The organism is Nostoc sp. JL34, assembly GCF_017114945.1.
Taxonomy (GTDB): domain Bacteria; phylum Cyanobacteriota; class Cyanobacteriia; order Cyanobacteriales; family Nostocaceae; genus Nostoc.
In genome coordinates this window covers 1-14,464 of sequence record NZ_JABXKQ010000148.1, presented here as the reverse complement: position 1 = coordinate 14,464, position 14,464 = coordinate 1, and the positions used below count along the sequence as shown (strand labels likewise).

Sequence of the window (14,464 nt, the reverse complement as noted above, 5' to 3'; positions counted from 1 at the left end):
AATAAAGGGATGATTCACGCAAAGACACGGAGACATGGTGATTATTTTCTATGCAAATTTCAAAATTATCTCGTAATTATCCAATGCCAGTTTTTTCACGCAATTAAATAAGAGTCCTATAGTTGCATCAAAAATCGTCAACGAAAGAAAAATTCATTACACACCGCCCTACGGTTCGGATGTGGGGCTGCTTTTTATTCAAGCTAAAATTAAATAAGTAGCTAATTTAAATGGTGTCTAGTGCTACTAGCAGTCAGAAAAACCTTTTTACTCAGGTAAACTCAATCAAGAAAATATGGAGCGTCGGAATTTTCTAAGGTATGTCACTTTAGCAGCATCTAGCTTTGCCTTAACTAGTTGTGTTCAAGGTAGAAATTCCAATTCACAGCCGAATGTGTCCCCCTCAGCGTCGCCTGTAGTAGTAAATGAACCTCTCAAAGTGGGATTTGTTTATGTAGGCTCTGTGGGTGATTTTGGTTGGACTTATGCCCATGATTTGGGCCGCAGAGACATGGAAGCCAATCTTCAAGATAAGGTAAAAACTACCTTTGTCGAAAATGTCAACGAAGGTGCTGACGCCCAAAGGGTGATTCGCCAACTAGCATTAGATGGTAACAAGCTGATTTTTACAACTTCCTTCGGCTACATGAACCCAACAATTCAAGTTGCCAAGGACTTTAGTGATGTTGTCTTTGAACACTGTACAGGATACAAACGTGCTGTCAATGTCGGCACTTATCTGGGACGTTTTGAAGAACCGCGTTACTTAACCGGTATGATTGCTGGCAAGATGACAAAATCGAATGTAGTTGGTTTTATTGGCGCATACCCAATTCCAGAAGTAATTCGGGGAATCAGTGCATTTACTCAAGGAGTACGGGTAACAAATCCCCAAGCAAAAGTTAAGGTACTTTGGGTACAAAGTTGGAACGACCCAGCTAAAGAAAGAGAAGCGGCTCAAGCTTTAGTGAATTTAGGTGCGGATGTACTGACGCAGCATACTGACTCTGGTGCTATTATCCAACTGGCTGAGGAAAAAGGTATTTATGCTTTTGGCTACAACACTGATATGAGTAAGTTTGGTCAAAAAGCCCACTTGACATCAGCTATTAATAAATGGGGCAAATTCTATACAGATAAAGCCTTGGCTGTAATAAGTAACACTTGGAAGTCTCAAGAGGTTTGGGATGGTATTGGTGAAGGGATGGTGGATATTTCCCCAATGAATCAGGCGATTCCGGCTGATGTGCAACAACTGGTGAATGCCAAGCGCGATGAGTTTATTCAGGGTACTGCACATCCTTTTGATGGCCCGGTGAAAGACCAAAAAGGGGTGGTGCGAGTGCCAAAGGGTAAGGTATTGGATGATCGGGGACAACTGGCGATGGATTGGTATGTTGAGGGAATTGAAGGATCAATTCCCAAGGGAAAATCCTAGCACTGCTAAACAATACTAAGATTTCTGTTTTTAATTTTTAATTTAGTTATTGATGTTGTTAAATTAGCAGCAGCAGAGTTATCAACTAAAAACTTTCTTCAAATTTTCTGGCTGCGTTACCGCCAAATATTGAGCCGACATTTCCGGTGTGAGTAGTTCTATCATGACTTTGTTTTCCAACCAGAACTCAATAACATCAAAAAAAGAGTCGCGGTTACAACGTAATACTCTCCAACCTTCCCGTTCGCCAATCAACTCAATTTTTTCCTGACTAGAAGAAACTGAGACTGGTGCATGAGTAGCTGTGAACCCAGAAGGAGTGACATTTTCTGCAAGTGTATACTGGTTATCTGCTTCACCAGGCATTAGCTGAGTTTTTAAGGGATAAACTTCAATTCCTGTTCCATGTTCCTCAAGGGGAAAAACCATGTAGCTACCTGGGTGAGGGAAAAAGGGAAAAGCCTGCCTATTCAAGACTTCAGCCAGAACTTGGGCAACGTACAGGGGGTTTTGAACAGAAATAGATATGTGATGAATCATACTTAACTACCCCTTTTCCCATCATGACTATGGGGTTTATAAATTTTTTGTTTTGTGGAGTGCTTATCTTCCACGAATAGCTTGATCACTTTTCACCCCATTTCTATTTATTTATGCAAAGAGTAAAACAAATTCACTTTTCATGGAATTTGCAAAACCTCGCTTCTATTCCTCTCTTAGTACACAAAATACAATTCAAAAAAGGCGGGGGCAAATTACGTAGTACTAGGACACCAATTCAGTAATCCTGGAAGAACCTCTCCCCCTACCCCTCTCCTACGAGGCTACCGTGTATACACAAGTAGGTAGGCTTTCATCAGAAGGATTAGGAGTAGTAGGAAACAACACAGATGTAGGGTTTTATATCCATCCAACACTGGTATTAGATGGAGAATACACGGTAGGCTCCCTGCCCCCTGCACCCTTGCGGTCTAAATGATAAGTCTTTACCCGAACATGATATGAGGTCAAAATTGTACCTCACGTTTGTCGATAACCGCTATATACAACTTAGAAGGATCTGCATTCCGTTGCTTACTTTATAAGTCAATAAAAATGCTAGTGGTGTTTAGTGCCTCTAAGTCTTTTTCTTCAAGCAAGTCGTAAATCATATTCATCTTGGAAAAAGTTCACAAGCCAATCTTTGACTATGCGGGTGGCGCGGCAGTCATCTTCGTTGTAGCGTTGGATAATTTCTAGTAAGGTGCGATCGCCTGTTTCTAACCATTGATCATACCAGTAAATACACTTGGCACCACTAGCTTCTTTGTCACGCCACTCAAATCCTATCCAACGAGCGATCGCTTTTAAGGCATAGCTTTCTATGGGCAATGCCACACTTTGGGTTAATTGTTCATACACATCCACAAATCGATTCAGTACAGGACGCACTGAGGAGTAGGGAGTGTGGTAAAGCTTTGCTAGCCGTTTGACTGTATCAAACTCGTAGACACAAAAATGATAAATTGGTGCTTCGGGATATTGCCAAACCAAATCCAAAAATTGCTGCCAAACTAATTCTTCGTCTTCTGCTTTGTCTGCTAAAAACGAATAAAACTGTTCTGTATTAGCTTGTCTATCAACGACCAAAACCCCTAAGAGATAATCTAAATCTAAGTCTGGCTGGGCTTCAATATCAAAGTAAATCTCTATGGGTGCTGTAAATGTAATATCTTTTGTTGGTAGCGGATAAGGTAAAATTAGGGGTCGTTTTTCTAGTGCAGATTGAGCTTGCACTACTAACTTGGGCGCTATTTCGCTATCAAAACCAAGCAGGTTTTCTAAGATGTTGGGACTAGTGTTAGCGAGAGATTCCAGCGTGGTGATGGCTAAGGCTTGAAGTTGAGTGTAGCGAATGGGTGTTACGCCTGGTAACAATGAGAGATGTTTTTCAGATTGAGCGATCGCATAACATTCACTATACCAATGACAAAGATTGCACTTTTGCCGAGAAATAAACACCTCTGGTGGATTCGGTAACTCTAAAGCTTGAATAAACTCCTCCAGAATCTGCTGCATCCGTGGCATCCATTTGAACAGATCCACTGCATAACTTGTATTTTTGGTTCGCAATATGAGCGAAGCTGTTTCAGGTGCAACTCCCTGCACCATTGCCAGCACTTGGACATGAAATGCAGCGACAACCTGATATTCTTGTTTAGGGCGCTTACCCAGTTCAATATTAGCCGGGACGTAGATCCAATCTCCAAAATCAGATTGTCCTGGTTGTTTCACGAGTAAATCTGGACGGCTTAGTAGGGTGTATGCTTCAGAATAAGTTGCTAACAGTACTCCCTTATAGATGTAGTCAACTCCTTGCTGCATCAATTCTAAAGTTGCCTTCTCTGCCCTTTCCCAGTTTCCGTATGAATAATCTGGTTGGTGATAAGTTATCTGTGCCAAAGCACTCAGCTGATGAGCGATTTTGTCCTGTTGCAGTTTCCGTAGCAACTCATTGGGAGCATCGCGCTGACTTTTGTCACCGTGGATATCTAGAAAAGGCCGGCGTTTACAGCGTTGGTATTGCAGTAGGAGTTCAGCATTAATTAGCATCCTTTTAAGTTAACAAGAATTAGCACATTCTGGGAGTAAATCAGACAACTAAAATCTTGGGCGTTGCTGAATAAGGGGATGATTGAGGCTGACGCAAAGATGCAAAGACGCAAAGACATGGTGATTATTTGTTATGCAAATTTCAAAATTATCCCGCAATTATGCAACACCAAATCTGGAAGTGGCGATCACGTCCACGCTTAATTTGCCGTTTCTTTTATACTGTCAATAGCCTGCAAACAGCAGATATCCCTTGTGAATTATGACTATTTCTGCATCACCAATCAAGCTGCATCGGCATCGAGAGCAATTTCCCGCTTTAGCAAATAAGGCTTATTTCAATTATGGCGGACAAGGGCCGATGCCCCAAAGGGCAATGGATGCTATGACCGAAACTCAAGCCCATGTCCAGCATATTGGCCCCTTTGGCAATGAGGCGTATCGCTGGATAGCCCCTCAGACTCAAGCCGCAAGAGAAGCGATCGCTTCGGAGTTACATGCACCAAGCCAAACAATTACTCTCACCCAGAATGTCACTGTTGGCTGTAATATCGCTATGTGGGGCATTGAGTGGCAAGCCGGCGACCACATGCTGCTCTCGGACTGCGAACATCCAGGCGTGATTGCCACAGCCCAAGAAATCGCGCGGAGATTCGCTGTGGAAGTTACCACCTGTCCCCTAAAGGCGACTTTAAATGAGGGCGATCCTGTAACCGTTATTGCCCAGCACTTGCGCCCCAATACCCGTCTAGTGATATTGAGTCATGTTTTCTGGAATACTGGTCAAGTTTTACCTCTTGATCAAATTGCCGAAATATGCAGAAATAATCATTCTGCACTATTAATAGATGCTGCCCAATCTGCTGGTTTATTGCCTTTAAACTTGACAGAATTGGGAGTAGATTTTTATGCTTTCACTGGTCATAAATGGTTATGTGGTCCTGCGGGCGCTGGTGGCTTGTATGTTCGACCAGAAGCACGAGAAAGCCTGAAACCTACATTTATTGGCTTGAATGGCATTGTTGTAGATAGTCAATCTCAGCCTGTGGATTGGCTTCCAGATGGGCGACGATACGAAGTCTCTACATTAGCTTATCCTCTGTATGTTGGGTTAAAGGAAGCGATCGCAATTCATCAGCAATGGGGAACGTCACAGGAACGTTACGAGCAAATTTGCCACAACAGTGAGTACCTCTGGCGACAATTGACGGCGTTGCCCAATATTAAATGTTTGCGAACTTCTCCACCCGAAGGCGGTATAATCTCGTTCCAACTTGCAAATAATCAGCCCCAAGCTTATTTGAAATTGGTGCAATTTTTAGACTCACAAAGAATATTAACTCGAACAATTGCCGATCCTAGCTGTATACGTGCCAGTGTCCATTACTTTACTTTAGAATCGGAAATCGACCTATTGGTTGAGGCAATTCAAAGTTTTGGCAAAATTAATTAAAAGTTAGGAATTATAAGTTGTCAGTGTGAAAATTATAATTTTCACCCCTAACTATGCCCCTTTTAGATTTGGGATTGAAGTAAAAATCTAAAATCTAAAATTCAAAATTGAATAACTCCTAACTTTAAAATGGAACGTCCAATCTTATATTTAGCCATAACAAACCACGGCTTTGGTCATGCTACCCGCACGGCTTCTGTAGCTGCGACAATTCAAAAATTATGTCCAGAAGTTTTGCTAATTCTGGTGAGTACTGCCCCCCGCTGGTTGCTAGAGTGCTATATACAAGGCGATTTTATCTATCGTCCTCGTGCATTTGATTTGGGTGTGGTGCAAACGGATAGTTTGACAATAGATAAAGTAGCGACTTTAGAAAAGTTGCTGGATATTAAGAAGCATCAAAATTCGCTGATTGCTTCAGAAGTGAATTTTATCCGCCAAAATCGCGTTAATCTCATCTTGGCAGATATTCCCTTTCTCGCTCCTGGGTTTGCCAAAGCTGCAAATATTCCTTGCTGGATGATGAGTAACTTTGGCTGGGACTTTATCTACCGAGATTGGGGAGACGAATTTACCGCAGTTGCAGATTGGATTAGTGATGGATACTCAAAGTGCGATCGCCTGTTTCGTCTCCCTTTCCACGAACCAATGCAAGCTTTTAACAATATCACAGATGTCGGCTTAACAGGCGGTTCCCCTCATTACTCTGCTGATGATTTACGCTCTGTTTGGGGAATAACTGCACCAGTTGAAAAAACTATTTTGTTGACCTTTGGGGGCTTGGGTTTACAGCAAATCCCATATCATAACCTGGAGCGATTTCCAGATTGGCAATTTATTGTCTTTGATCAATCTGCCCCTGATTTACCTAACTTAGTGAAAATTGATGACCGCAAATACCGCCCTGTAGATTTTATGCCTATTTGTGGGCGAGTCGTCTCTAAACCTGGCTACAGTACTTTTTCGGAAGCCACAATATTAGGATTACCTATTGTTACCATCCCGCGTGAAGACTTTGCTGAAGCAACTTTTATAGTAGAAGGCATAACTAATTATAATCAGCATCAAATCATCACCCCATCTGAGTTTTTTCAAGAAAATTGGGATTTTCTCCATAAGTTACCCCAACCACCAAAGCAATCTCAACCAATTGCTAAGGATGGTAATGAAGCGATTGCTAAAGCTGTCCTCAATTATTTACAGACGAAATAAAGTTATTTCAAACAAAATCAATAGCCTCGAAATATACTACTGGTGTTACTACTGGAATTGCTGCGGTCGCATTGTTACATCCTAACAGCTTATTTCATTGCTGAACTACAAAAACTATGAATACCAACCAAGACGATACAACATATTCTAAAAAAAGTTTAAAACTGCCAGAATCAAACCTAGATAACATTACAGCTTGATCTTCACAATCTGCCTAACACACCTATCATCCCTAATGTCATAAAATAGTCTGTAAATGCAGTGTTGTGTTCAGCCTCTTTATCAAAAGACATCCTCAGTCTAGCGATCAACCAACGGCAGAACAACAACCAAATCAAGCAGATTGAACTACTAATTAGCTTTTACTGTCATCAATAATTACTGTTTTAAATGAGTCACTACCAAAAGTTACTGAGAATTTCCACTACTGGTAAATCTTTTTACAATATCACTGCAAAAATTGCAGCCACAGTTGCAGAATCGGGAGTTGAAACTGGTCTTTGTACTTTATTTCTGCGCCACACTTCAGCCAGTTTAATTATTCAAGAAAATGCCGATCCTGATGTTCTTGTGGATCTAGCTAATTTTATGGCAAAACTTGTGCCAGAATCGGGCAAATACATCCACGATGCAGAAGGCCCCGATGATATGCCGGCACACATTCGTACTGCACTCACCCACACTTCTGAACATATCCCTATTAATCGGGGTCATCTGGTACTGGGAACTTGGCAGGGAATTTATATTTGGGAACACCGCCAACGCAGCCATTCAAGAGAATTGGTTGTTCACATTTCTGGATAGCTGATGCTCAAGTTTTATTTATTGTAAGGTGTAGTTTTCTAGAGTTTAAATACTCTGGTTCTACTGCCTACTCTTGGGGTATAATCTGGCAATATCGCGTGATGTGCATGAAATAAATTTTGCCGCGATAGATTGAGCATGAAAATTTTTGATTACAAAATCAAGCAGATACACACTAAAAAATTAATGTATATTTGTAAATTTAAAAGTTAAGTTTATTTGTAAATTTAAAATAATCTAGTTATCTCGATATAGACTAATATTTAATATCAGATAATTGAGCAGTTTTAATTACTATGAATAAAGAACTGACATCAACTCATAATTTTCAATTTATTGATGAAATACTTGCCCAGCATTGTGTTAACTTATTATCACTTAATCCCCAAAAAAACTTAATTACTAGTTTTGCCGAATTGGGAAATTTGATTGCTGAAAAAAGCACCGACATTGAAATTATTATAACTTTTCAAGAAACCCTTGAAAATATAGTCCAGACTCAGTTGCAAAACTTTCCAGAAAACATCTTCTGGGATTTTGATTTTCTGGTCAGTAGTATGCTTAGGCAAGCTTTAATCGCGGATGAGGGCGCTGTTCCTTTCTTAAAAGTTTTTGGTAAAAAGATAGTTTATCTGATGGAAATGTTCGGAAGTAAAACAGAAATGCGTTTTCGTTATGTTCATGATTTTATGTATGGATTTGATTGGGCCAGATGGGTACAAAAAGAGCCACAAAATCGCGCCCATATAGAACCTTTTAGTCTAGTTTTTTTTGATTATTTGCTTGCCAAAGGTAAGGAACTTTTACAAAGGATTAATCACGGTCAGATCACATCCTATAAACTGTGTGATACAGGTTACCGCAATCCCTTCACCTTTTCTCGTGAACCAGAAGATGAATGCCGTCTCTTAACTTATCTTGCTGAAGAACAACTGATTCCAGTAGCAGTGTGGAATTGGAATGCTAGCCCTGTATGGAACAAACCTTTCCAGGAAATGCGTCAGCAATTAGCATTAAAATTAAATATTCAACCACAGAGACACTGATTAGCAATTTAAAATTGCTAAAGAAAATAATTATGAAAATTGCTGATTTAATTACTTGGTTTGAAGCATGGGCAAATCCCGCTTGGTGTGAAAGCTGGGACAACTGTGGGTGGCAGATTGAGCCGGGAGTGTTGCAGGAAAAAGCACGGGTTTTGGTCTGTTTGACACCAACTTTGGCGGTAATGCAGGAAGCGATCGCTCTTAATGCTAATCTAATTTTTGCCCATCATCCCTTGATTTTTACTCCTCTTAAATCTTTACGCACTGGTGAAGCGATCGCCGAAATGCTACGGTTAGGCTTTACCCACAATATTGGTATTTACAGCGCCCACACGAATTTTGACCAAGTGCAGGATGGGACTGCTGACGTTTTAGCTCAGATTTTAGAACTCAAAGAAGTTACTCCCATAGTACCGACACAAGGAGGATTAGGATATGGTCGTGTAGGTTTGCTAGAGCCATTTCTGACATTGCAGGAGTTACTCGTAGCCATTCAAACCCGACTTGCTCCCCCTAATTTGATTTTTTCTCCAAGTGCCGATTTACAGCAAACAATTTCACGAGTTGCTGTTTTGGGTGGTTCGGGAGCTAGTTACATTTCAGCCGTCGCCAAAACTGGGGCTCAAGCTTATCTGACTTCTGACTGTAAATTCCATCAGTTTCAAGAAAGCCGCGATCGCAATCTCATTTTAATCGATGCCGGACATTACGCTACCGAACGTCCGGCTTGCGATCGCTTGGTGCAAAAATTCCAGTCCTTAAACCTAGACTGGGTGCAATTAAGTAAAAAGGATGAAGATTTCCGCCAGTTTTTTGCTTGATTGCCTATGTTTCACTATATTTTTTGAATGCTTGCCTAAAATTTTTTTATATTTTAATGTTAAATTATGTGGCTTACTCGTATTAATACTGTGAGCCTTTATAAAAATTTATATCCGTAGATTAATAGATAGATCCACCTAAAGTTCTATAGTTAATCATTCTTGTGATGGATGTCACCAGTTACGTGTAATTATAATCACATAATATTCATGTTCCATATCAATTAGTAGCAGAGGGAAATGTTCCACACTTGACGTAACAAATTGTTTACTCTGCCCTAATCAAGATGATTCGCACACTCATTGAATCTGCTTTTGAAACTGGATATCTTAGTGTTGAATCTGAGGGTTTACTCCAGCAAGTGCTGTCTACTAAATGCTATCAGTCAGAGGATTTGCCTTTCCTTGCAGCTTTATATAATGCAGTTCGCGCAGGTCAAATTAAACGAGAAGCGTCCTCGTCGAACGTGCTTATGGAATTTCCTTTATCAGTTGAAGGAAGCAAGAGGCAGGAGGGACAAACCCCAAGGGGATTCAACCCCGGATGATTTGGAGTCACTGAACATAAATTCAGTCATGGTCTGAAACCGCAAGCGAGCTTGCGATCGCTTTACTGAAACAGGTCGCGCATGTCGTAGACAGGGCAGTTTTTTTCCTTCCTGCCTCTTAGCCTGTCTACGACACGCTGCGCGAACAACAAGAACTGCCTTTTTTGATAAATCTTGCTGCTCTTTCAGGGGAATCTTCTCAGGCTCTTTCCCCTCTGCCCCTTGTCTCCTTTGTCTATCTTCCTTTTTCTCCGACTTCGTTGCCTTTTTCTTAGTTATGATCGAGCAAAAATCTTAAAAACTCAAAACTCTTTAGGTGTTGTTGTTGAAAAGCATCAAGGTCAGCAAGAGAATGAGTTAAGATCAGATACAAGTGGGTAAAAGTAAAACCAAGTCCCCGGACTTCCCAGTAATGCCAATGAGTAAAAGTAGGCAAATTAAACAACCGCCATCAACGATTGTTTTGGAGTATTCTTTATTACATAATGGTAAGAATGACTCACCAACAAATATGAACCTGCTTAGGACAGGTACTGAATTGTTTGACTTCTATGAAGCAGACATTCCCTAGAATCAGCCCGAGGGAGATTTAGTTCATTGCCAGAGCAACAATTGATTGATGACCCAACATTTCCCGATATTTTGACAATTAGAAGCAAGTCTTGGGATTGAGTTATGAAGCGTACTTGTTCTGAACAGTGAAATTAACCTCTTAAAGGTGTAATGTAATGGGGTAGAACCCAGATTTTGACAGGTTTAACTACGTTGTTTAAAAAGGCAGAAACAATACATGCTACACCGCAAGATTTATCAACTGTGTTGCGATGGGCGCGAGGTATGTGTTTTCTTGCGGGACCAGCAACGCTGGATTGAACGCGCCCGCATCATCGACATAGAGGGAGATTTAGTGACCCTACGCTATGAAACAGAAGAAGAAGATGAAGTTTGTTCTTGGGAAGAAATGGTTCGTCTCGAGAGCATTGGTGCTGTAACGCAAAAATTGGCTTCAGTACCACGCGGGAATGTGGAACCTTTGATGACAGAAGATTGTCCCGAAGCTGAACGCATCCATAACCGTTACACTGACTCGAATCCAGAATGAATAATCAGTGCTGAGTACTGAGTGCCGAGTGCTGAGTAAAAAATCCTAACTCAGAACTCAAGACTCAGGACTCAGGACTAGATAAACGTTCAAAGGCAGGACAGTAACCTTCTAGAGTTACCTTAAAGTTATACAACGGGGAAGCTGGGTTCCAACACCTCTGCCCCCTTTGATGTCGGCAGGTACCACAACAGTCTACATCTGTCCATGTATAGCGATCACTATTTTGGTTGAGCAGTTCTCGTTGAGACAATCCCCTTAATACTAGTTCTTCCCCTTGCCAACGAGCTTCGATTAAACCAGTATCGGCAAACTGCCGCCAACGTGGATCAGCAGTAATCACATCGGGTAGGGTGATTGTGATTACTGTTCCTAACTCTGTCAGTTCGCCTTCGTAGTTAGTCTCTGGCGCTGCCGGTTGTAAAAATGTGTCGCCGATGGGCAGTTCTACTAAGGTGTCAGCCGCCGGCGAATGTATATGGTAGCGGTTTTGCAACTCCTCTAAGCTAGTCAGGTCTGCCAAGTACGCAGGAGAACCGTGGACAAAAATCACGTGCTGGGGTCGCAGATTATGAATTAGCTGCGTAGTACCAGGGCCATCACTATGTTGAGCTAAGAGATAGGTTTCGACAGTAGTGGGTGCTAAATATTCTTTGTTAACTTTTATATCAATTTTTTCTGGTAGCAGGATCAGCCAAGGTCCGGTATCTAGTTGGCAATGTTCACCTAAATCAGATGTCGAGTCGGTGAGGACTATACAAGGTGATTTGCCCACATTGGAACGATGTTCTGGTTGTAAACGCCGCACACGGGGACGCACCCGTTCATCCCAAAACAAAGGTTGATGGCGGGCGAAATTCTGCACGGATGGAGGGAGGTGGGGTAGCAGTTCTAGGTATGCATCACACCCAGTCGCAACAGCACCATCTACCCAGATATCTAAATCTCGTCCGGTGAAATGGTGATGCGATCGCAAGAGCATTAATAATTCTTGACCCAATCCTAAAGCTGGGGTGGGAAGGATTACAGAACAATGGTCAGCGATCGCCCGATTAATTCGCTCTGCTAGTTGATTTTCTTGGTTGCGGCGATGGGGATGACGGGATGTGCCATAACTGCCTTCAATGATTAGCACATCCAGGTCTAAGCCTCGCAGTTCCTCTAAACGCAAACCTTCTACCAACCGAGAATTTGAGAGGAAAAAGTCCCCTGTATACAGTAGCTTGTAAGTACGCTGCTGGGTGGTGTAGGTAAGCAGAATTGCTACTGCCCCTGGTAGATGCCCTGCGGGAAATAATTCTGCCACCAAACCATCTTGGAATTCTACAGGCGATCGCAACGGCAAGGCATGACAAAATTGGGAAATTTCCTGAGGGTCTTGGTCTAGCCAATTCAGCGGCAGTAATTTGCTGGTCACCTCACTACCATAAATAGGTAACTTGGGAAAAGCTTTATGCAGTGCCAGTAAGCCTCTGGAGTGGTCTGGGTGGGCGTGACTAATCAAAACTAAATCTGCTGGTAGGGGCGAACCAGCTTCACGTACCGACTTAGTAAGCCCCTTAGCCAGCGTTGAAATATCCTCCAAACCACAGTCCAAGAGGATGCGGTGTGGCCCCATTTTCACCAATAAACACACGCCCTCATTGTCATGCTGGACACTATAAGGGAAACATTCTAATTCACTACCCGCTTCCGCAGCATCTACGCGAGAGGATGCCGACAGATTATCCCTCATGCTCTCCTCCCCTCAAACCTTATCATCATGGACATATCCCAAAAGCCAAAAGTTACAAAAATTTTGGTTTTGTGACTTAGGGGTAAGTTTTATCGTGCGCCCCTACACCCTGAGAATACAGATTTTTGATTGGGGAGGACGCCTCAACCGAACCCGCACTGGTTCGGAAAGGTGGGCTAACGAGAAGCCATCAAACTAGGAGCTACAGGATGCCTCTTGTGTATTTTCCCTTTGCAAGTTCTGAGCTATCTTAGCCAACTCACCCTAAGGAAAGTCGCCCAAGCGTCTACAGATTTATCTCAATGTGCGGAGCCATTGCCATGATAGTTATCTGAATCATAGAATCCATTTTTCGTGCCAAAAAATAAGCACGAAAGCGTAAAGATAACTGTTAATCCAGCTAGAATCAGCTTTACATCCATTTCTTTGCTGCCCTTACTTAAAGACTTTCTTATATTAATTTAGTGATTCTGCAATTAAGCGCAATCACTAGAAAATCTTTACTATGCTTATATGGATTGGGCAATAGGTAAATTTACCACAATCAGTCAAATTGTAGAACCTTTCGGTTCACCTGTCCATATATCTAGACGAGGGAGTTAAGCTTCTCAGGTCTAAAGACACGCTCGTTTTCTTTTATAGTAATGAGTAATAAGTAATGAGTAATAAATACCCATTACTTATTACTCATTACTTAATATAGAAAAGACCACGGGGATTAAAATCCCTCGTGTCGCAAAGCTGTCAGCACGCTTTGTGACTGAGCTTCCCGCATTCCGCGTGGTACGGTGAGTGAGATGAGGGGGAAAGTTTTACCCACTTAGACAAGATTCTATTTTTCTGAACTTGATACCAATGGCATCTTGCCCGACCTGATAATGCAAGTTCTATACGTAATAGCTTAAAATGTAGCGGAAGTTTGTCTATCTTTAACAAGGGGCTTAAGCCCCTTGTCTAGTATCGCTTCAGATTAACAAAGCACTGTAATTTAATTAGTGCGTGGCTGTGATGGAACAATCGGCTGCGTTGGCACAACCGGTTGCGTTGGAAATGGGGTAGTCTCGATACTTGGACTTGATCCCGTAGGAATTATAGTCGGCGATGTAGAGGAAGATGAAGCACCGATTACACTGACCAAAGCGCACGGGCAACAAACTACGACCACAGTAATCTAAAGCTGCCGGATTAACTGCTTCCTTAGTACTTGAGCTAACGCCGACTACACAGGTGGCTAACTCTTCAGGGCGGCGGGCTTTTCCACAAGAAGAAAGCGCATCTGTTGCAGCAATTTGGGTCTGCTTCTCAATTTTAACCACGCAAGCAGCCAAATCTCTTGGATGCAGTGCTTTTGCACAACCTTGTGATGCCGCTTCTGCTGTGACACCCGCCTTCACAAGGCTACCCGCACAGACACTATAATCATTACTGTAGGACGCAGCAACAGCCACATTAGGCAAGATTGTTGTCAACCATCCAGCTACAGCCAAAATTGGTACTGTTAAAATCCTGGATGTCGAACTGCCTTGTTTGTTCTTACCTTTATTAACCACTTTTTTGCTCATTGACATTTCCATTCTCCAAACACCCAAAGTTATGCTAACTCAAATCTCTTAAAAATCCTCTGTAATCAAAGAATTTCGGCGGTAGTAAAGTATAGATATAATTAATTATGTCGAAAATTGTGTTAATATAACTGTTTGAAAGATAAGTAGG

13 protein-coding genes are annotated in these 14,464 nt (G+C 41.9%); 9 read left to right on the top strand and 4 right to left on the bottom strand.

Going from position 1 to position 14,464, the window contains the following annotated elements; all coding sequences use genetic code 11:
• Positions 1 to 295 precede the first annotated feature (295 nt).
• A complete protein-coding gene (locus tag HWQ44_RS27150; protein WP_292725069.1) occupies positions 296 to 1,438 on the top strand; it encodes a BMP family ABC transporter substrate-binding protein in 1,143 nt (380 codons plus the stop codon).
• Between the two features lie 81 nt (positions 1,439 to 1,519).
• Here the strand turns inward: HWQ44_RS27150 and HWQ44_RS27145 are convergent, their stop codons facing one another.
• Both HWQ44_RS27145 and HWQ44_RS27140 read right to left on the bottom strand, forming a co-directional pair.
• Complete coding sequence (locus HWQ44_RS27145) at positions 1,520 to 1,978, bottom strand: hypothetical protein (RefSeq protein WP_292725067.1); 459 nt, start codon at positions 1,976 to 1,978, stop codon at positions 1,520 to 1,522.
• 591 nt (positions 1,979 to 2,569) lie between these two features.
• Positions 2,570 to 4,030: a TM0106 family RecB-like putative nuclease gene (locus tag HWQ44_RS27140; protein ID WP_292725065.1), complete on the bottom strand. Its 1,461-nt coding sequence runs from the start codon at positions 4,028 to 4,030 to the stop codon at positions 2,570 to 2,572.
• Positions 4,031 to 4,292: 262 nt separating this feature from the next.
• Between HWQ44_RS27140 and HWQ44_RS27135 the strand changes: the two genes are divergently transcribed.
• The 8 genes from HWQ44_RS27135 to HWQ44_RS27100 all read left to right on the top strand — a co-directional run bounded on the left by HWQ44_RS27135 (position 4,293) and on the right by HWQ44_RS27100 (position 11,016).
• Positions 4,293 to 5,483 carry an aminotransferase class V-fold PLP-dependent enzyme gene (locus tag HWQ44_RS27135; protein ID WP_292725063.1) on the top strand — a complete coding sequence of 397 codons (1,191 nt, stop codon included), beginning with the start codon at positions 4,293 to 4,295 and terminating at the stop codon, positions 5,481 to 5,483.
• Between the two features lie 129 nt (positions 5,484 to 5,612).
• Positions 5,613 to 6,695, top strand: a complete 1,083-nt coding sequence (locus HWQ44_RS27130) for a glycosyl transferase (RefSeq protein WP_292725061.1) — start codon at positions 5,613 to 5,615, stop codon at positions 6,693 to 6,695.
• 390 nt (positions 6,696 to 7,085) lie between these two features.
• Complete coding sequence (locus HWQ44_RS27125; RefSeq protein WP_292725059.1) at positions 7,086 to 7,499, top strand: secondary thiamine-phosphate synthase enzyme YjbQ; 414 nt, start codon at positions 7,086 to 7,088, stop codon at positions 7,497 to 7,499.
• Between the two features lie 296 nt (positions 7,500 to 7,795).
• Positions 7,796 to 8,545: a hypothetical protein gene (locus HWQ44_RS27120; protein WP_292725057.1), complete on the top strand. Its 750-nt coding sequence runs from the start codon at positions 7,796 to 7,798 to the stop codon at positions 8,543 to 8,545.
• Between the two features lie 32 nt (positions 8,546 to 8,577).
• Positions 8,578 to 9,366, top strand: a complete 789-nt coding sequence (locus HWQ44_RS27115; RefSeq protein ID WP_292725055.1) for a Nif3-like dinuclear metal center hexameric protein — start codon at positions 8,578 to 8,580, stop codon at positions 9,364 to 9,366.
• Between the two features lie 287 nt (positions 9,367 to 9,653).
• On the top strand, positions 9,654 to 9,914 hold the full coding sequence (locus tag HWQ44_RS27110; protein WP_292725053.1) for a hypothetical protein: 261 nt from the start codon (positions 9,654 to 9,656) through the stop codon (positions 9,912 to 9,914).
• A gap of 418 nt (positions 9,915 to 10,332) precedes the next feature.
• Entirely contained in the window at positions 10,333 to 10,485 is a 153-nt protein-coding gene (locus HWQ44_RS27105; protein WP_292725117.1) for a hypothetical protein, read from the top strand.
• Positions 10,486 to 10,704: 219 nt separating this feature from the next.
• Positions 10,705 to 11,016, top strand: a complete 312-nt coding sequence (locus HWQ44_RS27100; protein WP_012408115.1) for a DUF6679 family protein — start codon at positions 10,705 to 10,707, stop codon at positions 11,014 to 11,016.
• Between the two features lie 64 nt (positions 11,017 to 11,080).
• On the opposite strand, the gene HWQ44_RS27095 is transcribed toward HWQ44_RS27100, so the two are convergent.
• Together HWQ44_RS27095 and HWQ44_RS27090 are read right to left on the bottom strand one after the other, a co-directional pair.
• Complete coding sequence (locus HWQ44_RS27095) at positions 11,081 to 12,751, bottom strand: MBL fold metallo-hydrolase (RefSeq protein WP_292725051.1); 1,671 nt, start codon at positions 12,749 to 12,751, stop codon at positions 11,081 to 11,083.
• Between the two features lie 992 nt (positions 12,752 to 13,743).
• Positions 13,744 to 14,319, bottom strand: coding sequence for a hypothetical protein (locus HWQ44_RS27090; RefSeq protein ID WP_366931404.1), 576 nt, complete (start codon positions 14,317 to 14,319; stop codon positions 13,744 to 13,746).
• Positions 14,320 to 14,464: the final 145 nt, after the last annotated feature.